This window comes from Halostagnicola larsenii XH-48, assembly GCF_000517625.1.
Classification (GTDB): Archaea; Halobacteriota; Halobacteria; order Halobacteriales; family Natrialbaceae; genus Halostagnicola; species Halostagnicola larsenii.
The window spans coordinates 918,721-937,274 of sequence record NZ_CP007055.1; the positions used below are offsets into that span (position 1 = coordinate 918,721).

The 18,554-nt window shown below is 55.3% G+C and carries 26 protein-coding genes and 1 tRNA gene; 11 read left to right on the forward strand and 16 right to left on the reverse strand.

Annotated elements, in window-relative coordinates; translation table 11 throughout:
* Window positions 1-97: 97 nt before the first annotated feature.
* From HALLA_RS20945 to HALLA_RS20465, 10 genes are all read right to left on the reverse strand, one after another.
* A complete protein-coding gene (locus HALLA_RS20945) occupies window positions 98-268 on the reverse strand; it encodes a hypothetical protein (RefSeq protein WP_169732110.1) in 171 nt (56 codons plus the stop codon).
* The gene (locus HALLA_RS04580) at window positions 265-1,092 is read right to left on the reverse strand and encodes an ATP-binding protein (RefSeq protein WP_049952269.1); all 828 of its coding nucleotides are present in this window, start codon (window positions 1,090-1,092) and stop codon (window positions 265-267) included. The genes HALLA_RS20945 and HALLA_RS04580 overlap by 4 nt, the downstream gene beginning before the upstream one ends.
* A complete protein-coding gene (locus HALLA_RS20460; protein ID WP_157231323.1) occupies window positions 1,093-1,269 on the reverse strand; it encodes a hypothetical protein in 177 nt (58 codons plus the stop codon).
* Entirely contained in the window at window positions 1,262-1,843 is a 582-nt protein-coding gene (locus HALLA_RS04585; protein ID WP_049952270.1) for a hypothetical protein, read from the reverse strand. The genes HALLA_RS20460 and HALLA_RS04585 overlap by 8 nt, the downstream gene beginning before the upstream one ends.
* Window positions 1,840-2,337, reverse strand: coding sequence for a hypothetical protein (locus HALLA_RS04590; protein ID WP_049952271.1), 498 nt, complete (start codon window positions 2,335-2,337; stop codon window positions 1,840-1,842). The genes HALLA_RS04585 and HALLA_RS04590 overlap by 4 nt, the downstream gene beginning before the upstream one ends.
* A 1-nt stretch (window position 2,338) precedes the next feature.
* Window positions 2,339-2,920 carry a hypothetical protein gene (locus HALLA_RS04595; protein ID WP_049952272.1) on the reverse strand — a complete coding sequence of 194 codons (582 nt, stop codon included), beginning with the start codon at window positions 2,918-2,920 and terminating at the stop codon, window positions 2,339-2,341.
* Window positions 2,921-2,924: 4 nt separating this feature from the next.
* Entirely contained in the window at window positions 2,925-3,479 is a 555-nt protein-coding gene (locus HALLA_RS04600; protein WP_049952273.1) for a hypothetical protein, read from the reverse strand.
* Between the two features lies 1 nt (window position 3,480).
* Window positions 3,481-3,669, reverse strand: a complete 189-nt coding sequence (locus HALLA_RS04605) for a hypothetical protein (protein ID WP_049952274.1) — start codon at window positions 3,667-3,669, stop codon at window positions 3,481-3,483.
* Window positions 3,666-3,995: a hypothetical protein gene (locus HALLA_RS04610; RefSeq protein WP_049952275.1), complete on the reverse strand. Its 330-nt coding sequence runs from the start codon at window positions 3,993-3,995 to the stop codon at window positions 3,666-3,668. Before HALLA_RS04610 ends, HALLA_RS04605 begins: the two co-directional genes overlap by 4 nt.
* A gap of 315 nt (window positions 3,996-4,310) precedes the next feature.
* Window positions 4,311-4,544, reverse strand: a complete 234-nt coding sequence (locus HALLA_RS20465; RefSeq protein ID WP_157231324.1) for a hypothetical protein — start codon at window positions 4,542-4,544, stop codon at window positions 4,311-4,313.
* A gap of 105 nt (window positions 4,545-4,649) precedes the next feature.
* Between HALLA_RS20465 and HALLA_RS20470 the strand changes: the two genes are divergently transcribed.
* The 3 genes from HALLA_RS20470 to HALLA_RS04620 all read left to right on the forward strand — a co-directional run bounded on the left by HALLA_RS20470 (window position 4,650) and on the right by HALLA_RS04620 (window position 7,131).
* Window positions 4,650-5,516 carry a hypothetical protein gene (locus HALLA_RS20470; protein WP_157231325.1) on the forward strand — a complete coding sequence of 289 codons (867 nt, stop codon included), beginning with the start codon at window positions 4,650-4,652 and terminating at the stop codon, window positions 5,514-5,516.
* Between the two features lie 246 nt (window positions 5,517-5,762).
* A complete protein-coding gene (locus HALLA_RS19895) occupies window positions 5,763-6,422 on the forward strand; it encodes a site-specific integrase (protein WP_084568927.1) in 660 nt (219 codons plus the stop codon).
* A 70-nt stretch (window positions 6,423-6,492) separates the two neighbouring features.
* Complete coding sequence (locus tag HALLA_RS04620) at window positions 6,493-7,131, forward strand: MjaI family restriction endonuclease (protein ID WP_084568928.1); 639 nt, start codon at window positions 6,493-6,495, stop codon at window positions 7,129-7,131.
* Here HALLA_RS04620 and HALLA_RS20475 read toward each other — a convergent pair.
* The 4 genes from HALLA_RS20475 to HALLA_RS21305 form a co-directional block, all read right to left on the reverse strand.
* A complete protein-coding gene (locus HALLA_RS20475) occupies window positions 7,124-7,801 on the reverse strand; it encodes a hypothetical protein (RefSeq protein WP_157231326.1) in 678 nt (225 codons plus the stop codon). The genes HALLA_RS04620 and HALLA_RS20475 overlap by 8 nt on opposite strands.
* A 58-nt stretch (window positions 7,802-7,859) precedes the next feature.
* Window positions 7,860-8,357, reverse strand: coding sequence for a hypothetical protein (locus HALLA_RS04625; protein ID WP_049952278.1), 498 nt, complete (start codon window positions 8,355-8,357; stop codon window positions 7,860-7,862).
* Window positions 8,357-9,334 carry a hypothetical protein gene (locus HALLA_RS04630; RefSeq protein WP_049952279.1) on the reverse strand — a complete coding sequence of 326 codons (978 nt, stop codon included), beginning with the start codon at window positions 9,332-9,334 and terminating at the stop codon, window positions 8,357-8,359. Before HALLA_RS04630 ends, HALLA_RS04625 begins: the two co-directional genes overlap by 1 nt.
* 418 nt (window positions 9,335-9,752) lie before the next feature.
* Window positions 9,753-10,064 carry a winged helix-turn-helix domain-containing protein gene (locus tag HALLA_RS21305; protein ID WP_084568930.1) on the reverse strand — a complete coding sequence of 104 codons (312 nt, stop codon included), beginning with the start codon at window positions 10,062-10,064 and terminating at the stop codon, window positions 9,753-9,755.
* 608 nt (window positions 10,065-10,672) lie between these two features.
* On the opposite strand from HALLA_RS21305, the gene HALLA_RS04635 reads away from it, so the two are divergent.
* A complete protein-coding gene (locus HALLA_RS04635) occupies window positions 10,673-11,158 on the forward strand; it encodes a helix-turn-helix transcriptional regulator (RefSeq protein WP_049953999.1) in 486 nt (161 codons plus the stop codon).
* A gap of 132 nt (window positions 11,159-11,290) precedes the next feature.
* Window positions 11,291-12,298 (forward strand): tyrosine-type recombinase/integrase, encoded by a 1,008-nt coding sequence (locus HALLA_RS04640; RefSeq protein ID WP_049952281.1) that lies wholly within the window; start codon window positions 11,291-11,293, stop codon window positions 12,296-12,298.
* Window positions 12,299-12,412: 114 nt separating this feature from the next.
* On the opposite strand, the gene HALLA_RS04645 is transcribed toward HALLA_RS04640, so the two are convergent.
* Window positions 12,413-12,484: transfer RNA gene (locus tag HALLA_RS04645), tRNA-Ala, on the reverse strand.
* Window positions 12,485-12,774: 290 nt separating this feature from the next.
* Between HALLA_RS04645 and HALLA_RS04650 the strand changes: the two genes are divergently transcribed.
* Genes HALLA_RS04650 through HALLA_RS04665 form a run of 4 tightly spaced genes read left to right on the forward strand, consistent with a single transcriptional unit; the run spans window position 12,775 to window position 15,456 of the window.
* Window positions 12,775-13,242, forward strand: a complete 468-nt coding sequence (locus HALLA_RS04650; RefSeq protein WP_049952283.1) for a 30S ribosomal protein S15 — start codon at window positions 12,775-12,777, stop codon at window positions 13,240-13,242.
* A gap of 6 nt (window positions 13,243-13,248) precedes the next feature.
* Window positions 13,249-14,490 carry a hypothetical protein gene (locus HALLA_RS04655; RefSeq protein ID WP_049952284.1) on the forward strand — a complete coding sequence of 414 codons (1,242 nt, stop codon included), beginning with the start codon at window positions 13,249-13,251 and terminating at the stop codon, window positions 14,488-14,490.
* Window positions 14,491-14,509: 19 nt separating this feature from the next.
* Window positions 14,510-14,818, forward strand: a complete 309-nt coding sequence (locus HALLA_RS04660) for a KEOPS complex subunit Pcc1 (protein ID WP_049952285.1) — start codon at window positions 14,510-14,512, stop codon at window positions 14,816-14,818.
* The gene (locus HALLA_RS04665; RefSeq protein WP_049952286.1) at window positions 14,815-15,456 is read left to right on the forward strand and encodes a 30S ribosomal protein S3ae; all 642 of its coding nucleotides are present in this window, start codon (window positions 14,815-14,817) and stop codon (window positions 15,454-15,456) included. The genes HALLA_RS04660 and HALLA_RS04665 overlap by 4 nt, the downstream gene beginning before the upstream one ends.
* 99 nt (window positions 15,457-15,555) lie before the next feature.
* Here the strand turns inward: HALLA_RS04665 and HALLA_RS04670 are convergent, their stop codons facing one another.
* The gene (locus tag HALLA_RS04670) at window positions 15,556-15,999 is read right to left on the reverse strand and encodes a cupredoxin domain-containing protein (RefSeq protein ID WP_049952288.1); all 444 of its coding nucleotides are present in this window, start codon (window positions 15,997-15,999) and stop codon (window positions 15,556-15,558) included.
* 120 nt (window positions 16,000-16,119) lie between these two features.
* On the opposite strand from HALLA_RS04670, the gene HALLA_RS04675 reads away from it, so the two are divergent.
* Together HALLA_RS04675 and HALLA_RS04680 are read left to right on the forward strand one after the other, a co-directional pair.
* Window positions 16,120-16,875 (forward strand): protein sorting system archaetidylserine synthase, encoded by a 756-nt coding sequence (locus HALLA_RS04675; protein ID WP_049952289.1) that lies wholly within the window; start codon window positions 16,120-16,122, stop codon window positions 16,873-16,875.
* A gap of 161 nt (window positions 16,876-17,036) precedes the next feature.
* Window positions 17,037-18,509 (forward strand): HEAT repeat domain-containing protein, encoded by a 1,473-nt coding sequence (locus tag HALLA_RS04680; RefSeq protein WP_049952290.1) that lies wholly within the window; start codon window positions 17,037-17,039, stop codon window positions 18,507-18,509.
* Window positions 18,510-18,554: the final 45 nt, after the last annotated feature.

Sequence of the window (18,554 nt, forward strand, 5' to 3'; positions counted from 1 at the left end):
GTCGAATGGTAGAATTATTCCATTGTACTGAACGATACGTGAGTTTTCTGTACTTAGCGCGAGTTTACGAAGTGTTCTGAATGAAGAAATCCTCTTACTATCTACTGTTATTCAGCAGTGGGACCGAGCCAGCGTCATCATAGGCGGCCATCAGTAAGCCGACTGCTTCGGGCTTCGAAGGCCGATAGCCCAGCTCGTCCTCGAGGTCGTCGAGCGCCTGCTCGAATCGATCGGCTTTCCCGCCAGTGAGGGTAATACAGTGTCTCATTCGGTGTCATAGGGGCTTTTGAGGGTCTGGCCCTGCGACCCATAGTGTTTCGAGGCCATCGGTACGTCGCCCGTGTCGACCCGCTCGATCAATCCGGAGTCGTTCGATCGAATCCACTCGCTTCCGATCGTGTTGCCAGCGTCGTTCGTAAACTTCCGGACTGGTAGGTTCTCGCCGTCAACGCGAATCCCGTCAGGGAGTTGGCTGACGTAACTCGATCGCGTGTCGTGGACCTCTGAGGGGTAATCGACGCTGATCTTTCCGAGGTCGGCGTCGCTCGAGAAGCCGCCGAGGATCTGCTCGTCCCACTGGGCGATGATCGTCTCATCCATCTCCGAGAGCCGTTGCGTCACCCAGAGCGACGAGAGGCCTTCCCCGCGGCCCGTGGTGGCAGCTTTCGAAGTCGCTTCGGGGAAGCCCTGTTGTTGGGGCGCGGCGATGTGCGCCTCGTCGATCGCCGTCAGGATCTTCGCCTTCGGGTGGTTCTCATAGAGTCGACGGCAGGCCGCACAGACGTTGCCGACGACTTCCCGCCAGTCGTCCCCGTCGATCCGGTAGCGCGGGATCACGACTCGGCCAGCGTCCTCGAGGATGGCCGCCCACTGTGCCGGCGAGAGGTCGACCTCATTCGGCCCGGCGATGTACCAGCCGCACAGGTCCGTTGCGTCGGTCGCTGGGGGCACGCCGTCGACGAGCCCACGGTATTCGTCTTTGTAGTCGAGGATCGCCGCGTAGTCCTGCTCTGGAAGGTTCTTCTCGAGCCATAGCTGTGTGTTGTACGACTTCCCCCAGCCGCTTTTCGCGGCGAGCCCGACCCGAGACATCTACTGTCCCTCGGTTGTCTCCTCGGGTGGTTCTGGCTCCTCGAGCACGACGACGTCCGGGCTCATACGCATCGCGCTCGTGGACCGATTGCGCAGCCGGTGGCTCGCCTCGAGCATGAGCGCGACGACGACCGTCATCGCGCCGAGGATCGCCTTCGACAGGCGCTCGTCATTCATCGGTTTGGTTCACCTCCTCGAGCGCGTCCGCCGCCCGATCGATGCCCTGTCCGACCGCTGCGAGGTTCCCGAGCAGGACCGTCGACGCCACGTTTTGGTGCTGATTCGGCTTCCAGATCACGACTCGAGTGACGAACTCGAGCACCGAGCAGTCGAATTGCTCGTTGATGTAGTGAGCGACGATCGCTGATCGCGGTCGCTCGTCGCCCTGCTTTCGATACGACTTCACGATTTTGTCGACTTCGGCGGCCCACTCGTCGCCCTCGAGGTCGAGATACCGGCGGGCCTGTTCGGCGTTGTCGATGTTCTCTGAAACGATTTCATCGAAGTAGAATCCCGGCACGTCGTCAGAGACGAGCGCCTGAATCATGCCCTTCATCGTCTCTTTGCGGTCCTCTTTTTCCGGGATGTGCTCGAGCGAGTCCAGCCCGATCACGTCGTGGAGTCGGACGACTTTCTCGATCAGTTCGATTTCCTTCTCGGCGATGAGGCCCGTTAGGAGGTCGCCCGCCTCGCCGTCGATCAGCTTCGACACCATGCCTTTCATCGCCTTCTGTCGCATTCCACCGATCATTCTACCACCTCGAGGACCGAGCCGACGATTTCGGGATTGCTCGCGAGCACGCTCATCGCGATGATCGATGTGCCGATGACGAGCGCCTGTCCGGGTGGCAGGTCCTCGGTCGCTCCGCGTTGTCGGACCCACTCGTTCATCGCTCGATCGAGCCCCAAGTCGCGGGCCATTTGCTCACCGATTGGTTCACCGTCGTGTTTCTCGATCACCGCGTTTGAGGTCGCAACGAGACCGCGAACGTACATGTCGCCCATTGTCCCGCCCTCGTTGATGATCGCCCCTGCCGACGTGCTTTCGTCGGTGTCGGCTTCGTCGTCGGTGGCATCGTCCTCGAGGTCGTCGTTGACTGCATCAAGGTCGATGTCGATGGTCGCCTCGTCGTCAACCTCCGGCTTCGATTCCTCGTCGATGTCGTCGGCCTCTTCTCCGAGATCGTCGGGCGTCGGTTCCTCCTCGTCGTCGACAGGCTCGGTTTCGGCTTCGGTCTCCGCCATTCTAGTCCTCCAATAGCGGCACTTCGTTCGTACTGCTCGAGTCGTCGTCCTCGCCAGTCGTCATCTCCGGGTTGCTCGAGCCGGAGCTACGGACCCGCAGGAAAACGATGACCGCGAAGATTACGGCAATGATCGCGACCGCGTACATCGGAGGGACGCTCGAGGGGAGCAGACCCCCCTTCGAGGCCCCCTGATCGCTGGTCGTCTGTTGGTCGTCGTCTGCCTCTCGTCCCTCGGTTTGCCTGGTCGTTTGCTGGTCGTATTCTTCGGGGCTAACCATGTCTTCCTCCTCGAGGGGGCCTTCACCCCCCTCGTCTGCCTGGTCGTTTGCCTCTTCCTGGGGGGTCTCTTCCTGGTCGTCTGCCTCGTCGTCGCTGGTCTCGTTCCCCTCGCCGTCCCCTGCTTCAGGGGCCTCGGGGGTGGTCGACCAGGCCCCCTCGTCCCTTGCTTGTCGGTGGTCTTCGTCGCTCATCGCGTTGATGTGGCCGTTCACCGCCTCCCTCGAGGCAAACGGTGGTTGGTCGTCATCCCATTCGTCTTCGTGCTTCTTGCACCCCTCAACGGGGCAGTAGTGGTCTGTCATGATGTTACCAGTCGATGTCTGTCTCGGTCAGTTCCCGATCGCCCAGTTCCTCGAACTCGACGAGAGACCGACCGCTTTCGATGTGAATTTCGTTGATCGCTGCCGCGGCTTCTTTCGCGTCGGCTATTCCGATCTGGTATCGAAGCCAAAGCTGCCGCAGAGCGCCGTAGATTTCACCGGGAAGATCGTCAGGGTCGTCGACTTCTTGGAGAGTAGCAATCTCGTCGTCATCGAAACCGCACGCCTCCTTTAGGAACTCGCAGGCGTCGTCTTCCCCATCCTCGCAGTAGTCTCGAGCCTGTCCGCACTGCTCGTTTCGAGCGCCTTCCACCGCTGCCAGTTGGCCGTCGACATCTTGCTCGTCATCGAGGCGATCGCCGTGTTCGTCTCTCCCTGCCGCTGCCTCGATCGTAGCATCCTCGATCACCCACTCGGGAGCACTCGAGGAGATCGCGACGGTCAGGAGGCGACGATCATCGTCACTGCACAGGTAGGACTCGTGTTCTTCACGGAAGCTGTCGGCGGCTGCCTTCGATCCGAACTCGACTCGTTCGGTCATCTCAGCGGAACTCCGCGACCGCCTCGCGTGCTTTCTCCGACGGCTCGCCATCGCCGAGGTACTTGTGACCGTGACCAGTGTCGCGGAAGCGGTAGACCGTCTCTTGGCCTGTTGCGTCGGTGAGCGTGACGACTCGAAACGTTTCCTGCTGGCCGTTCACTTTCCGATGGATCGTTTCGACTTCGGTCATGGGAACGTTGGATACGTGCCCGTGACGAAGCGGGCGAGTCGGCTGTTCTTCGTCGTTCGATCATGCCCGTCGAAACCGCCATCGGGTCGTTTCTCGAGCAGTGATGAGCGCTCGAGGACATCCGTCAGGTCCGGAGTGACGTGCCAAGAGGTCTGTCCGGCGGGTGTTTCGACCCAGATCACCGGCCAGCCTTCGTGTAGGTACCAGCCGGCGGAGCCCGGCCACTGGATCGCGGCCAGCCTCGCGAAGCCGATCGCGAGCAGATTGCGATCGTGATAGACTTCGTCGATACTTTTCTCGTCGGGTGGAGGTTCTTCAGAACCCATACTCAATAGGACTCGAGAAAGGAGATAGCAATCAGGAATATCATAGTCCCGTACTGGTGAGACTAATATTTAAACAGATTCAGTGCCTGTTAGGAATGTAGACATGCCGATCCATCAGTTGGTTCAAGTTGGTAGAACGTCGGGCGGTGTTGTGCTCCCGAAGAGCGAACTTCGGGCGCTTGGATTGGTCGATGACGAGGGTCACGTGAAAGACCAGCCGGTACGGGTCACACGAACAGATGAAGGAACGTGGGAAGTAGCGTTAATCAACCCAAATGAGTATCCAAAATAGAATTTTGAAGTCAGTGTGAAAATTCACTTATAGCCCTTATTATCAGATATCAGCCCTCTCACAAGGTAAAATAATGAACTAAATAGAATCACAAGACCAGTTATGAGTGCTGGGAATATAACAGAACTATTATTGACATTTGCCTGTTGGTTGAGTGTGTATAACGATGCTGTTTGTACCAAGAGAAGCATTGCAAGCGGAATAGCTAGTACTGCAATCCCTCGATAAAATTCTGTAGTAGAAACCTCACTTGACATGCTTTATGTTTGGTTAATCTTTTAGATCAATCTGTCGATATCGAATATATTATTACCCATAGTATATCAGTAGATTTATAACATTTATTGTCCAAGGTATTTTTGATGGTAGATATCACACGACGATCTTGCATCAAATCCATCGGAGGAATTGTTTCGTTAGCAACTGTTGCAAACACAAGTGTTGCAGCCCAAGATTCAGAATCAAATTTCCGAGAACAACTTGACCAGCTTATCAGCCATGGCCGTACCGACGAAGCGAAGGACCTTCTTGAAAGTCACGATCTAAAATATGACATGCACAAGAATGAATATTCTATCTTAAATTCAACAACTCCTGAGGATTCTACCTCAAATTCAACAAACTCTGGTGGAGTCTCTACACAGGACTTCTATAATTATGGGGATTCAACAATTGAATATACACTCTCTGAACTCCCCTCAGGCAAATATTTAGCAAATATCAATTGGGTATTAAAAGAAGATGATAATGCCTTACATGGAGCAGAAAGGCCTTATCCTAAAGACGGTGTTGCAATTGCATGGGAAGATAGCCAATGGGGATATGTTGATGAGAGCATAGACCGGCTAAATATACAGTATTGGTACGATGAACCAGGTGGCGATTTCAATAATGCAGAAAGAGTAGAAGAGAATACTCCAGAATTGAAAAGTGGTCCATTTATGGAACCTGCAAACTCTGTGGGTATCCTAGTTGATGATCGGGGCCACCTAGGTATTGATGCAGACGAAATGCGTGGCCATCTCAGCCTGAAACTTCGTAAGCAGGATAGTCATATTGGCTCAGTGGGTATGAATTATTCACACAATTGGACACCCGCACATAAAGAAGTAGGTAATATTATCGGAAGCGTTGACTTCTCTGGTAAAGTTTCAAGTATCAGTGTTTCTGTTCCCTCAGGGGCCGATAAGTGGTCTAATTCGAAGGGTAGAGAAGTTTTGGAAAGTTAAACATGAGCATATAGACCAATATATTAGATTCACACATTCCATAGTCTGTATGCACCCGTGAGAATGCCAGAGTTTGTATTTGACTTGTGACTTGAGCCTACTGAGTACGCATATGTCTTTGTCATAATAGGCCTGTCCGAGAACCCGGTCTTCGAGGACATTTGGAGTGAGATTGGGGCTGATTTTCGTACTGATAACCCGATCCTTCATGTTCTGTTGGGACAAAACTGAGAATTGAGGACACTAATGAGACTCAAGCCGTACCCTCATCGTGAGGGCAAGCGAGTGTGGTTGGGCAATGACGAACTCGAGTCCGTGATCGGCCAAGCGAAGAACACTGAACAGACAATTGCGTTTTTACTGGCCGGGCGGTGTGGGCTGCGGCGTTGTGAGATCGTCCAAGTGACGCCCGCCGATGTTGTCGATACCCCGACTGGTACGCACATGCGAGTCTGGGAAGACGTTGCGAAACAGGAGCACTACCGTGAGCCTCCAATCTCCGATCGACTGGTGACGTATATCGACGCGCACACCGATGCCGCTGGTATTGGACCCGCTGATCCTATTGTCGATGTCGCAGACAAGACAGTGTATCGCTGGGTACAGCGAGCTGCCGAACGGCTTCAGGCTGAAAGTGGCGATCGTGGCTGGTCGTTCCTTGACGTTCACGACCTTCGTCGGACTTGGGGAACGAATTTGCTCGAGCAAGGTGTGCTGCCGTCGGTTGTGATGGATTGGGGCGGATGGGATGACTGGGAGACGTTTCGCCACCACTACCTTGGTGAATTCTCACCAGAAGCGATTCGGCGTGAACGCGGTAAGGTAAATTATCTTGAAGGGCCAGTAAGTAGTAATTCAGAATCGAATCATAAGGAGATAGCGCCACCAGGAACAACTCCTACCTAAGAGTTTATAGTAGAAATATAGGTAAGTAATTTTACCCTAGAACTATACTCTTGTGACATTATTCTCTTTTATGGCTAATGAGCTACATATATCAAAAAGTGAACGGCGACGAATCGCAGTTGGTCAAGATCTCGAGTATCCCAGGTATTCAACGAAGATAATTAATCTTGCTTGTCACACTGCGCAGGCTACAAGTCGTAAATCAGTTGGATCATTAGACGAGATTCTTGAGGAATTCGAATCTGAACACCCTGATGCGACTTTTGAAGATTGGGTGGCTTACTATAACGAGCGGTATAATGGCAAGGTAAAGGTCCAGAGATCAGCGAAGAAAACCTACGAAATGGTCGAAAATATGCGCGAAGCTATTGACCTCATTACATACGACATGGTCGAGCAGTGGGTTGAAGATCTTATTCTATACAAGTCGTACATGGGATTTGATGCCCGCGAGGTGATTCTCCCAAAGCTCGGTCGCGAACTACAGATGGGATCGAGACTGGCAAGCCCCGAAGAGATGTCAGAAGGAATCAGCGGTTATCTTGGTGACCAGCCAATTTGCTTGAGATCATTAAAGCACGATAAAGGTCCAGCGATGTATGAAGATGCTGGTGTACCAGTAGTATACTATGAGGAAACAAATTCAGGTGGATACAGGGTTGAGATGAAAGAATTGAGTCGGACCTTAGACGAATTTAAATCTAATTAAACCCGTCTGTATGATGTAGGATCTCGTCATGGATATATTGTAAGAATTGCTCAGTCTCGAGGTTAGAAGGTTGGTATAAATCAAGATAGCCACTTTCTGTAATTGTCATTTTAGTTGAGAAATCGTCATACTCATATTCTAATCCTAACTGGTTGAGTTTTGAGTGTGTCAAAACATCGCCAATATCACCATCTTCAAGAACGTTTTCCCCAAATACAGTTCCTTTCTTAGCCTGCCCATCATTTCCATAAAACCCTGTCTGCCATTGATTTGCACTAGTATGCTCGTTTAAGAAGGAATAAAGATCTAAATTCGCACGCTCAGTAGTCGCATCTGTTTGTTCATTTAACAGATCAAAAAAGAATTCACCAGAACCACTATCAATTACTGCAAATGAATCAGGAACTACAACAAATTCAGTATAATATGTGGTTTTTGATCGTTCTTCTGTAGATATTATGTCCCCTCCAGAGAATTCGAAAGAATCTATTTTCTCTACTCTCTGAATTGCAGCATGCCCCTGATATGCTGTCATACCGTTTGGACCTCTAAGCGGTTTTCGTATATCGAGTGCTCTATTCAACTCAAATTTTCCATCTTGTCGGCTTTTTTTAAATGATTGAGGTTCTTCGAAGCTTCCATCGACTAAACCAATCACTCCAGAGTCCATGCCTCTATGGTATAACTACTGTTACTTAACATCTTAGGAATATAGAACATAGGGTAAATTAGTCTATATTGATGTTTTCTGCAATAGCATAAAATCTGGCTGGCAATAGGTATAGAGAAATAATATAGTGGCCAATCAAGAAATAAATTAGGAAAGAAGCCATCGTTCTGAGTGGCAGATCAACTGGAGCCAGCTTGTTCTTAGAGCTTATTAAGAATACGAGTACTATAACTAAGGTTGCCAACCCCAGAATAACAGCATACATTGTGTGGTTCCGTGTATTTTTGACCAATTTCTCTTCTCTCTCTGTGGGTTCGTCACTTACTCGGCCAATTAGCAAAAGCATTGCATTGATTGAGAAACCAATCAATATCGCTATGGCAGGAATAAGAACTTCAGCTAAATCTCTTGTAAGATTCATTCCGCTAAGTATGAGTATTATGGATATTGCAGTAGGGATTACGCCAAAGATGATTACTGCCCTCTTTTTCGATGAGTCACTGACTAACGACTTATAGTGTTCTCGAACTATCGGGAGAATACTAAATAATCCCATTAGAGTAATGGTTTACCTGGTATTCCATCTTCATTGTGATCATCCAAGATATCGTTAGCAAAATCCCTTGCAACTTCCGACAGATCAGAACAGTCTGGGTGGCCTTGATTATCTAGATCGATGTCGTCTTTTTCAAAATCTAAAACCTGATTCATATTGACTTCCTCTTGAAAGAGTGATAGAGTTCTTTGTGAGCCATCGTCTTCAATTCTTAGTTTCCCATCAGAGAATTCCTGATCTCGGATTGTAACAGCTGAACGTTCCGAATTGAAGAACACATCCTTCAGCTCGTCTACATTTACGGGGATGTTTCCACCAGCAGTCGAACTATCGAAAATCAGTTTCTCGTTAGCCTGCCCATAGCTTTTGAACGGCGACCCAAGTTGGTCATGAAGAGCTTTTGCTGAGCGTGTTTTTGTCAACTCAAGTGAAAGGAGTCGGTCCGCGTTTTCTACCTTCTCATAGAGATCCTCTGTAACAACTGGATCATAATGGACCAGACAATTGCCTCGTTTCCCCATCCAGTCACTCACAACCTCTTCAAACGGCATTTTTGTCCCTAAATTGCCGATCTTTTCCAAAATCAGGAGTGCCCTTTTCTTGTTGTCCGATGGTAACACTATTAGAAAATAATATGGAAGTACAACAGCGTCATCTGCCCCTCTGGCTTCTTCTTTCAGCGAGTCATCGTTAACATTCCTATGGTCTGCTCCTGTTCCATATCTACCGGTTCGAAGAACACCCTCTATTATCTCATCATTTGAATTGGTATTTTTCACACTGAGTGTCTTCTCCATTTTTGGCAATTTCTCATAACCTGTATTGTAATCGGAGCAGAAATTATCAAAGGCGTCTATTATATTGTTCACTGAAAAATCAGTACCTTCCCCCATCAGATTATTGAGCTGAACCCTCTCTTCAGGTTGGTACTTCTTTGTGAGATGTATCCAGTAAGGAATTAGTTTATGAGTCGCCATTTTGTTACTTGCCCCAAGATGTTATCATACCATAAAAGTTATTGCTCTAATTCATTTTCAAATAGAATGTTCATCACCGATCCTGTCTGAATTTTGTGTTATGACTCTTCAGAAGAATATGCTACGAGTCAATTACGAATCACTCGAGGAGATGGCCGAGGCCGGTTCTCAGCATCAAGCCGACCGTTGAGGTACTCTTGTCCGTTGCTGGTGATCTCGTACATGTTACTGCCCTCGAAAATCGGAGCAAGGAAACCTGCGTGAGAAAGCATCTGACACCGCTCTTTGACCCGCCCACGCGAAGCGTCGAACTTCATTACTCGAGACATGTGACGCGGTGTCGACCAGGAGTCCTCCGCAAGATGTTCTAAGATTCGCTCATCCAGCGTACACATCCAGCGGGCTGGCTTTCGACTCATTATGATTCAGAGGTTTCACTGGCGCTTGGACCACTGCTCGAGTTACCCTGATTAAGGAAAACTTCGTTTTCAGCGTCGTACTCCTCATCAAGATAGGCTTTTCCCACGTCCGTAATGACATACGCACCATTTCCGATAGGCGTCAGTAATCCGTGTTCTGCAAGCTTCTTACATCGGCGAGAAACATGCGCATTCGAGACTCGAATACTCTCACTATCAGTGAGTTCGCCAACTGTGGCCCCCTCATTCTCACGAAGATACTCGAGGATGCGATCGTCCCATATTGTCATCCACGTTCCCGACTCTCTCATTACATTCTCTTAGGGAGACACTCACCTTTTTGTTCGGTTTTCTACCTAAATGAGTTTATTATCCTGATTAGGAGCACCGATACATATATATAATATCGGTTCTTTGTGCTGAGCACGGAGCTACCAACGCGGGTGAAGATGACTCTTGTTGGCATGTGAGACCGGGCGGCGTTGCAGCGCCGCCCAGAAGGTAGCTCCGTTATCAGAGCATGAATTACGGAACTTCCGTGGGGACTGTACCCCACGCACGACAAGAGGCATCGCCCACGAATAATTCTGACGCAACGCGAGCAACGTGTGTCTGCGGCGCTCGAGCAACCGGATACGACGCTAGGCTCAAGGCGTCAGTCTGTGACCGCTGTGCGCGACTGCGCTGTGACGGCGGTAGACAGAAGGAACTTCCTGAGCACGTCCTTGAGGCGACTTCTGACGACATACTCGAGCAAGGCCGCGTGATGGCCCTCTACGAGTACGAGAAGAATCACATCTCGATCGAGCACGAAGAACGCGAGTGTCGCGTCTGCGAGGGAGAGACCTACCACCGCATCGAAACCGACGATTACCGCTCTCGGACTGCTTCAGTGTGCGGTACTTGCGGTGAGACCGCCGTGACCCTTACCGATGGCGGTTCAAACCTCTACACCTGTGACACGCCCCAGTGCGATGGGTGGAAAGAGGTCGTCACGCCGGACGGCTACGTTTGTCACGACTGCGCGGACGAACTCGAGAAGAAGTACGAAGCCGAGCCCAGATTACTCGCTGATGGAGGAATCGAGTGGGGCGATCTTTCCGGCTTTCAGCGTGACATTCTGGAAGAGATAGCTCGTCTTGAGACGGTCGGCGAAGACTGCTACGGGCTCGCAATCAAGGAGGAACTCGAGCAGTATCACGACGAAGTACTCCACGGCCGGCTCTACCAGAACCTCGACAGTCTGGTCGACGATAAACTTCTTGAGACCGGTAAAATCGATGGTCGGACGAACAGTTACACACTGACTTCCGAGGCCAAGGCGTTGCTCAAGGAGAGCGTCTATCGTCGGGCCAAGGCGTGTGGACTCGAGGTATCCGCAGCCGATGGTGGTCACAATGAATGATAGTTCGTACACGATAGGGTTCTGTCCAGATGGCGGCGCATACGTACTCGCCATCCAAGATGAAAATGGAGCAACGTGTCCTGTCTGTGGCTCAGAGGTCGAAACTGAAGTTCAGAAGATCAGAGGAAAACTATGAGCAACGATCTCGAGCCACTCTCGCCCCAGGAGGCCGTCGACCTCTACGTAGCCCACCGCGAACTTGAGGTGAGCGCAAAGACGCTCCAGAACCACGAGTATCGACTCAACGCGTTTGTGGAATGGTGCAACGAGGTCGGGATCGACAACCTCAACGACCTCTCCGGGCGCGATCTCCACCGATACCGCGTCTGGCGACAGAAGGACGTCAACGTCGTCACCCTTCGCGGCCAGCTCGCAACACTACGCGTGTTCCTCGAGTTTTGCGCGTCGATCGACGCCGTCGAACCGGGAATGCGCGAACGTGTGAAGCTTCCCGATGTCGATCGCGCCGACGAAGCTCGAGACGTGATGCTCGACGAAGATCGTTCCCGGATGCTACTGAGCTACCTCGAGCGGTACAGCCGCGCGAGCCGGAGTCACGTTATCGTCGCGATTCTCTGGCACACGGGAATCCGTCTCGGCGGTCTTCGAGCGATCGATCTCGATGACTACGAACCGGACGAACAGTGCGTTTGGCTACGCCATCGTCCTGAATCCGAGACGCCGCTGAAGAATCAAGGGCCTGCTGAGCGCCCCCTCGCGTTGGACGACTACTATACCGACGTGATCGACGAGTACATTCGATTTCACCGGCACGATGTCGTCGACGAGTACGGACGCGAACCACTCGTAACGAGTGACCGAGGACGGCTTAGTTCCGGTCAAATCCGATCGGAAGTGTATCGGCTGACACAGCCTTGTCTGTACAAGGACTGTCCGCACGATCGCGACCCGGACGACTGTGAGGCTCGAGTCTACGGTCACTATTCAGAGTGTCCGAGTAGCCTCTCACCGCACACGATTCGGCGAGGTTCGATTACCTACCAGCTTCGCGAGGACATCCCCGAGGAGATCGTCAGTGATCGCTGTGACGTTTCCTCAGATATCCTCGAGCGACACTACGATCGACGAACAGACCGCGAAAAGATGGAACAGCGACGCGACTTCATCACCGATCTTTAAAAGGAAAATGACCCACACGAAGCGCGGAGTTAGCACTCCTACGAAGAGATGCATCGAAAAAGTCCGAGGGAACGGAATTCAGGCGGTAGAGGGCCTGAAACACTTAATTACGTATGGACTCGCCGGGATTTGAACCCGGGGCCTCTCCCATGCCAAGGGAGTGATCTACCACTGATCTACGAGCCCTCGTCGTACATACGGATTTCCTGTGGGCATAGATAAACCCCTCGAATTAGACGGAACCGCGCTACGGTCCCACACTCTCCTTCTCGAGACCACCTCTCTACCGAGACCCATCATTGCAGAGGCGGAGGTAGAAACCCTTTAGTCGCTCACCGAATAGATACCAGTGGGAACCGCACGGCCGCAAATCTGACCCCGTCGCCCGCTCTCTTTGGGCGACTCGAGATTGCGGAAGTGCAACCCGGCGAGAGCCGGACATATGCGGCGGTCAGTGCGTTTCCTATCCTCAACAAATGGCACGAATGCATACACGCCGTCGAGGCTCGTCCGGATCGGACAAGCCCGCGGCAGACGAACCACCGGAGTGGAGCGACGTCGACTCGGACCAGATCGAAGAGCGAGTCGTCGAACTGGCAGAACAGGGCTACGACCCGAGCCAGATCGGCATCAAGCTGCGTGACGAGGGCGTCACCGGCACGCCGATTCCGGACGTCAAACTGGCGACCGGCAAGAAACTCACCGAGATCCTCGAGGAAAACGACGCGAAGTCCGAACTTCCCGAGGACCTCCGAAGCCTGATGCAACGCGCGATCCGCCTGCGCGAGCACGTACAGGAGAACCCACAGGACTACCAGAACAAGCGCGCCCTGCAGAACACCGAATCGAAGGTGCGCCGACTGGTCGATTACTACCGTGGGAAGGAAGTCGAGCCCGAGTTCACATACTCCTACGACGTCGCGAAGTCGCTACTCGAGGAGTAATCTGCGATGTCCACCGAGGGTCGTTCGACCGACGCCGCAACCGCCACCGCCGACCTCGAGAGCGCGAGCTTCGTCCGGCTGGTCACGCGACCGGCCGGCGATGCGTTCGCCGCCTGCGGGGTCGTCGTGGACGCGCTCGCCGAGCGGGGGATTCCCTATCAGGTGAGTGCCGTCCGGACGGTCGGCGAGCGGACGACCCTCGCCGAGGAGAGTCAGGACCGCGGCCCGGCCGATCGAACGCTCGTCATCGGCGCTGTCGACGGCGACGCGACGCGGCTCGATTCCGCGGACCGGCCGGCCACACTCGAGGCCTGCGATCTCGTGCGAGAGCTGGGTTCGACGCCGAGTCCGATTCTCGCGCTCGCGGGCATTGCCGCTGCCGGCGTCGATCCCGGTGCCGGCGAGACCGAGTGGCTCCTCACGGAAGCCCTCGAGCAAAAGCTACTCGAGCAGCGACCGGGCGTGGCGGTGCCAACGGCGGATCCGATCGACGGGCTCGCCCATTCGACCCGCGTTCGGGTCCCGTGGTCCGGCGACCTCGAGGCGACTCGAGACGCGGTTTCGGATCTCGTCCCCGCCGAGGGGATCGACGCCGAAACGGCGGCGCTTGAGACGGAGATCCACCGAAAAATCGGCTCGCTCGTCGCGATCGATGCCGTCAGCGCGCCGAATGCCGTCGATAGCGCATCCCACGCGGTCACGCGAGTGTTGCGTCCGTATGCACGAACCGACTGCTCGGCCGACTCACCCGAAACGCCTCGACAGACTCGCACCGACCCCGCCTTCGAAACGATCGGCGGCTACGCCGACGTTCTCGAGGCGACCGCACGCGTCGAGCCGGGGACCGGTATCGCGCTGGCGATCGGCCACGACGCGCGGGAACCGGCGCTCGATGCGTGGCGGGATCACGGTCGCGCCGCCCACGACGCGCTGGAATCCGGATCGACGGGCCGCTACGACGGAGCGTTCGTCGTCGACGTCGACGATGGCCCCGTCGAAACCGTCGCCCGACTCGCAGTAGCCTACCGGTCGCCGGAACCGGTCGTCCTCGCCATCGCTGACGGCGAGGCCGGGATTGCGACGCGCGACGACCGAGCTCTCGGGTCGACGCTCGAGGCGATCGCCCGGGACTTAGACGACGAGGAAATCGGGTGTGGCTACGACGTGGGCCGCCGGCGCGGTTACCTGACCTACGACTCGGACGTGGACGACTCGACGATCATCACGGCAGTACGAGGGCAGCTATGACGATAGCAGGAGGTAGATTATGACGCGGAAAGCGACGATTCGGACGACACACGACGATCCGGAGCTCCTCGCCCGGGCGCTCGAGCCCGATAACACCGAGGAGATGGAGACGACCGTCGGGGACGCTCGAGAGCTCGTCACGCGGATCGAACGCGAGACGACTGGTGGGTTACAATCGACGGTCGACGATTACGTCGTCAACCTCGACGTCGCCTGCAGTATCGACCGACAGACACCCAACCCGTCGGATGCAGACTCGAGCGCGGGCGGACGCGGCGTCCCGACCGCGGCGAGATCCGACACGAATCACGAACCTAACACACAATGAGTGAACGATCAGTTTCACGCGCAAAACAGGAAAAGCGGTGGTACACCGTCCACGCCCCGGCGCAGTTCGACCGGGAAGTGCTCGGTGAGACACCTGCAGATGAACCGGACAAGGTCTACGGACGGACCATCGAAACGACGCTTGGCGACCTGACCAACAGCGCCAGCGAAAACAACACGAAGCTCACGTTCAAGATCACCGACGTCGGGAGCGACAGTGCGTACACGGACTTCGTCGAGCACTCGCTGACGCGGGATTACCTGCGCTCGCTGGTTCGACGCGGTGCCTCGAAAATCGAGGCCTATGTCACCGTCCTGACGACGGACGACTATCGCGTTCAGATCCAGCCGGTCGCGTTCACGACGAAGAAAGCCGACGCGAGCCAGGAGAAGGCCATCCGCGAGAAGATGGTCGAGATGGTCGAGGAAGCGGCTCAGGAGCGAACCTTCGAGGACCTCATCGACGGCGTCGTCGAAGGTCGTCTCTCCTCTGCGATCTACGGCGAAGCGAAGCCGATCTACCCGCTTCGCCGAGTCGAGATCCAGAAGACGACCCTCGAGGCGCATCCGGAAGAAGTCGCAGAAGAGCAGGCGACGGCCGTCGACGTCGACGAAGAAGACGTCGCAACGGACGACTAGATCTCGAACCGACGGTGTTCGACTCGAGTTTCGAACAGCCAGTTTCTGTAATCAGTTCGTTTTTTCGACCGCAGAGCAAACCTCGACCCCAGGTCAACCTCACTCAGTGACTTCGATAACGCCGACCATTCCGCCCTCTTCGTGGGGGAGACAGGCGTAGCTGTAGGTTCCCGCCACCTCGAACGTGTGTTCGAACGTTTCTCGAGTGTTGAGCACGCCGTTGTTCTCGTTCCAGAACTCCTCGTGTGCCGTCTCGAAGTCGTCGTAGCCGCCCGTGGCGAAGTACTCCGCTCCCTCATCCTCGAAGAGGGACGACTCGTAGGCCGTGACCGTGTGAATCGCTTCGCTCGTGTTCTTCCAGGTGACGGTTTCGCCGACGGAGATCTCGTACGTTTCGGGCACGAACTCGGTTCGAGTCATTCCGATGTCGCAGGTATCGCCACTGCAGGGCTCGCTGCTGAGCATTCCAGAGACCGTTGAACAACCCGCTACCCCTACTGTGGATACCGTTCCCAGGGAAGCGAGATAGGCACGGCGGTTCATAGACTGGGGTTGGGAGAGACCGAATATAAGCCCCCGGTTCGATTCCCACTCGAGGTCGCGCCGGCACGCCCGTCGGCGAAACGAAAACACGTAAGGTAACTGCCCATCGAATGCCGGAGTATGCTTCCCCGGTTCGTCGGTCGGCTCGGTGCCGCCGACGCAGTGACGATCGCGAACGGAGCGCTGGGCTTTCTCGCGGTCGTCATCGCGTTCGTCGATATCGACCTCGCCGCTCGACTCATCCTCTTTGCTGCGATCGCTGACGGACTCGACGGTATCCTCGCTCGTCGGTACGGCGGAACCGACGCGGGACCGTACCTTGATTCGTTGGCCGACGTCGCCTCCTTCGGCGTCGCCCCCGCGGTCCTCGCGTTCGTCGTCGTTACAGACGGCTTCGATATCGGTTTCGAAACGGTCTCGCTCGAGTTACTGGTAGTGACCGGCGTCTGTGCGTTGTTCGTCGCGATGGCCATCGCGAGACTCGGGATGTACACCGCCTACGATACGGCGGCGAGCCACACCGAGGGGATTCAGACGACGCTCGCCGCGACGATCATCGGGTCGGCGATCCTGGCTCACAAACCGGCCGCAGAGCCGTGGCTCGTACTGACGATCACCGGCGTGTTCTGTTATCTCATGGTCTCGCGGATCCAGTACCCGGACCTGCTGGTTCGGGATACGCTCATCATGGGCGTCGTCCACGCGCTCGCGATCCTCGTTCCGGGGTTCGCCGGACGAACGTTTCCGTACGCGCTGCTCACGCTCGGAATCGCGTATATGACGCTCAGTCCGTGGTTTTACTGGCGCGAGGACACTCGCTCCGAGTCGTCCGACGCCGAGGATCCCGAGAGCGCGGAGATGCACGGAAACGTCTAACCGGATCCTCGAGCGGACTCGAGACAAGAGACAGTTCCACACCACCTGCGAGCAGTTCAGCAGATCCTTCGCTGCATGGAAACGCTTAGGAGCGTCCTGACACGATACCTTCGTATGAACGTAGTCAGGAGACAGACGGCGACCTCTCGCCGGGTGGTGGGATGAGCGACGAGGACGCTCCCGACTCCGAGCCAACGCAGGAAACTCTCGAGGAGCGAATCGACGCGATCCGCGGCGAGTTCACGTCGATCGAAGCCGACCTCGAGCCCATTCGCGCCGACCTGGATCCGATTCGAGACGAGATCGAACCGGTCCACGACACCGTCGAGGCCGCCGAAACCGAAGACGACCTCGACGAGGTCGAAGCGGAACTCGAGCCGGTCAGGTCGGATGTCGAAGCCGTTCGCGAGGAGTTCGATGCCGTCCGTGAGGAGTTCGACGAGATCGAACTGCCCGAACCCGAAACGGACGAGGACGACGAGGAAGAAAGCGACGGAGAAGAAGACGACGACGCCCCCGATGGACCAATCGCGGAGCTCGAGACCGAACAGGAAGCACTCGAGGAGATACTCGACGATCTCGAAGCCGAAATCGACGACCTCGAAGACGAGGTCGACGACATCCAGTCCGACGTCGACGACCAGCGAGGGCCGTACGCAACGGATGTCATCGACGAGGTCGACGACGCCAACGGGGATATCGAGAGCACCCGCTGGACCGAAGAGGGAGAGCAAGAACTTCGAGCGGCGGTCGAGGCCGCACTCGAGGATAGCAACGCCGTGTTGGGGACGTCGACTTCGATTCCAGCGGACGAACCGCTGCTCGACGCGCTGGTCGAGGCACTCGAGACGCTCGAGGCCGAAATCGAGGCCGCGGACCTCGACCCCGACGACGACGCAGACCAGATCGCCTCGCTGCTCGAGATCACCGACGAGCTACAGTCCGGCGTCGACGACGCGACGGCCTGGGACGATCTGCAGGTGCGCGAACAGCTTCGCCGCGAAGGCTACTACGACGTTCTCGATCACGTCAAGGACTTCCCGCCGGAGTGGCACGCGCTGAAGGTCCACGAAAAACGCGGCAACGTCGACATGGTCTTGCTCGCGCTCGAGTCGCTGGGCTCTGACTTCATGGAAGAACACTGTCTCGAGGCCTTAGAACGGATGGGTCCCGAGGAGGCGATCGAACCGATGCTCCAGCGGGCGAACCGCAGAGACACGACGGCGATGTCGATCCTCGGCAAGATCGGCAAAGACGACGAGGAAGTCGTCGAGACGCTGCTCGAGTACGTCGATTCGAACCCACAGCTCCAGCGCCCGGCGATGCGGGCGCTCGGCGAAATCGGCAGCGAGGACGCGGTACAACCGATCGCGAACCAGTTGGTCGCCGAGGAAACAGTCGTTCGAAGCTCCGCCGCCCGTGCGCTCGGACTGATCGGCGACACCCGCGCGATCGAACCGCTCGCCGAACGACTCGAGGAGGACGACGAAGACACGGCCCGCGCGAGCGCCGCCTGGGCGCTCAACCAGATCGGCACCGAACGCGCCCTCGAGGCCGCTGCTGGTGCTTCCGACGACCGTGCGTACCTCGTGCAGGCCGAAGCCGAAAAGGCGGATCTCGAGCCTACCGCCTAATCCGCCAACGACCTGATTTTGGGGGATACGGAGCTAGCTGTCGCC

Excerpts from the sequence above, each read along its gene's own strand:
- HALLA_RS20945 (WP_169732110.1), bottom strand. The coding sequence starts at position 268 with ATGAGACACTGTATTACCCTCACTGGCGGGAAAGCCGATCGATTCGAG.
- HALLA_RS04580 (WP_049952269.1), bottom strand. The coding sequence starts at position 1,092 with ATGTCTCGGGTCGGGCTCGCCGCGAAAAGCGGCTGGGGGAAGTCGTAC.
- HALLA_RS20460 (WP_157231323.1), bottom strand. The coding sequence starts at position 1,269 with ATGAATGACGAGCGCCTGTCGAAGGCGATCCTCGGCGCGATGACGGTC.
- HALLA_RS04585 (WP_049952270.1), bottom strand. The coding sequence starts at position 1,843 with ATGATCGGTGGAATGCGACAGAAGGCGATGAAAGGCATGGTGTCGAAG.
- HALLA_RS04590 (WP_049952271.1), bottom strand. The coding sequence starts at position 2,337 with ATGGCGGAGACCGAAGCCGAAACCGAGCCTGTCGACGACGAGGAGGAA.
- HALLA_RS04595 (WP_049952272.1), bottom strand. The coding sequence starts at position 2,920 with ATGACAGACCACTACTGCCCCGTTGAGGGGTGCAAGAAGCACGAAGAC.
- HALLA_RS04600 (WP_049952273.1), bottom strand. The coding sequence starts at position 3,479 with ATGACCGAACGAGTCGAGTTCGGATCGAAGGCAGCCGCCGACAGCTTC.
- HALLA_RS04605 (WP_049952274.1), bottom strand. The coding sequence starts at position 3,669 with ATGACCGAAGTCGAAACGATCCATCGGAAAGTGAACGGCCAGCAGGAA.
- HALLA_RS04610 (WP_049952275.1), bottom strand. The coding sequence starts at position 3,995 with ATGGGTTCTGAAGAACCTCCACCCGACGAGAAAAGTATCGACGAAGTC.
- HALLA_RS20465 (WP_157231324.1), bottom strand. The coding sequence starts at position 4,544 with ATGTCAAGTGAGGTTTCTACTACAGAATTTTATCGAGGGATTGCAGTA.
- HALLA_RS20470 (WP_157231325.1), top strand. The coding sequence starts at position 4,650 with ATGGTAGATATCACACGACGATCTTGCATCAAATCCATCGGAGGAATT.
- HALLA_RS19895 (WP_084568927.1), top strand. The coding sequence starts at position 5,763 with ATGAGACTCAAGCCGTACCCTCATCGTGAGGGCAAGCGAGTGTGGTTG.
- HALLA_RS04620 (WP_084568928.1), top strand. The coding sequence starts at position 6,493 with ATGGCTAATGAGCTACATATATCAAAAAGTGAACGGCGACGAATCGCA.
- HALLA_RS20475 (WP_157231326.1), bottom strand. The coding sequence starts at position 7,801 with ATGGACTCTGGAGTGATTGGTTTAGTCGATGGAAGCTTCGAAGAACCT.
- HALLA_RS04625 (WP_049952278.1), bottom strand. The coding sequence starts at position 8,357 with ATGGGATTATTTAGTATTCTCCCGATAGTTCGAGAACACTATAAGTCG.
- HALLA_RS04630 (WP_049952279.1), bottom strand. The coding sequence starts at position 9,334 with ATGGCGACTCATAAACTAATTCCTTACTGGATACATCTCACAAAGAAG.
- HALLA_RS21305 (WP_084568930.1), bottom strand. The coding sequence starts at position 10,064 with ATGAGAGAGTCGGGAACGTGGATGACAATATGGGACGATCGCATCCTC.
- HALLA_RS04640 (WP_049952281.1), top strand. The coding sequence starts at position 11,291 with ATGAGCAACGATCTCGAGCCACTCTCGCCCCAGGAGGCCGTCGACCTC.
- HALLA_RS04650 (WP_049952283.1), top strand. The coding sequence starts at position 12,775 with ATGGCACGAATGCATACACGCCGTCGAGGCTCGTCCGGATCGGACAAG.
- HALLA_RS04655 (WP_049952284.1), top strand. The coding sequence starts at position 13,249 with ATGTCCACCGAGGGTCGTTCGACCGACGCCGCAACCGCCACCGCCGAC.
- HALLA_RS04660 (WP_049952285.1), top strand. The coding sequence starts at position 14,510 with ATGACGCGGAAAGCGACGATTCGGACGACACACGACGATCCGGAGCTC.
- HALLA_RS04665 (WP_049952286.1), top strand. The coding sequence starts at position 14,815 with ATGAGTGAACGATCAGTTTCACGCGCAAAACAGGAAAAGCGGTGGTAC.
- HALLA_RS04670 (WP_049952288.1), bottom strand. The coding sequence starts at position 15,999 with ATGAACCGCCGTGCCTATCTCGCTTCCCTGGGAACGGTATCCACAGTA.
- HALLA_RS04675 (WP_049952289.1), top strand. The coding sequence starts at position 16,120 with ATGCTTCCCCGGTTCGTCGGTCGGCTCGGTGCCGCCGACGCAGTGACG.
- HALLA_RS04680 (WP_049952290.1), top strand. The coding sequence starts at position 17,037 with ATGAGCGACGAGGACGCTCCCGACTCCGAGCCAACGCAGGAAACTCTC.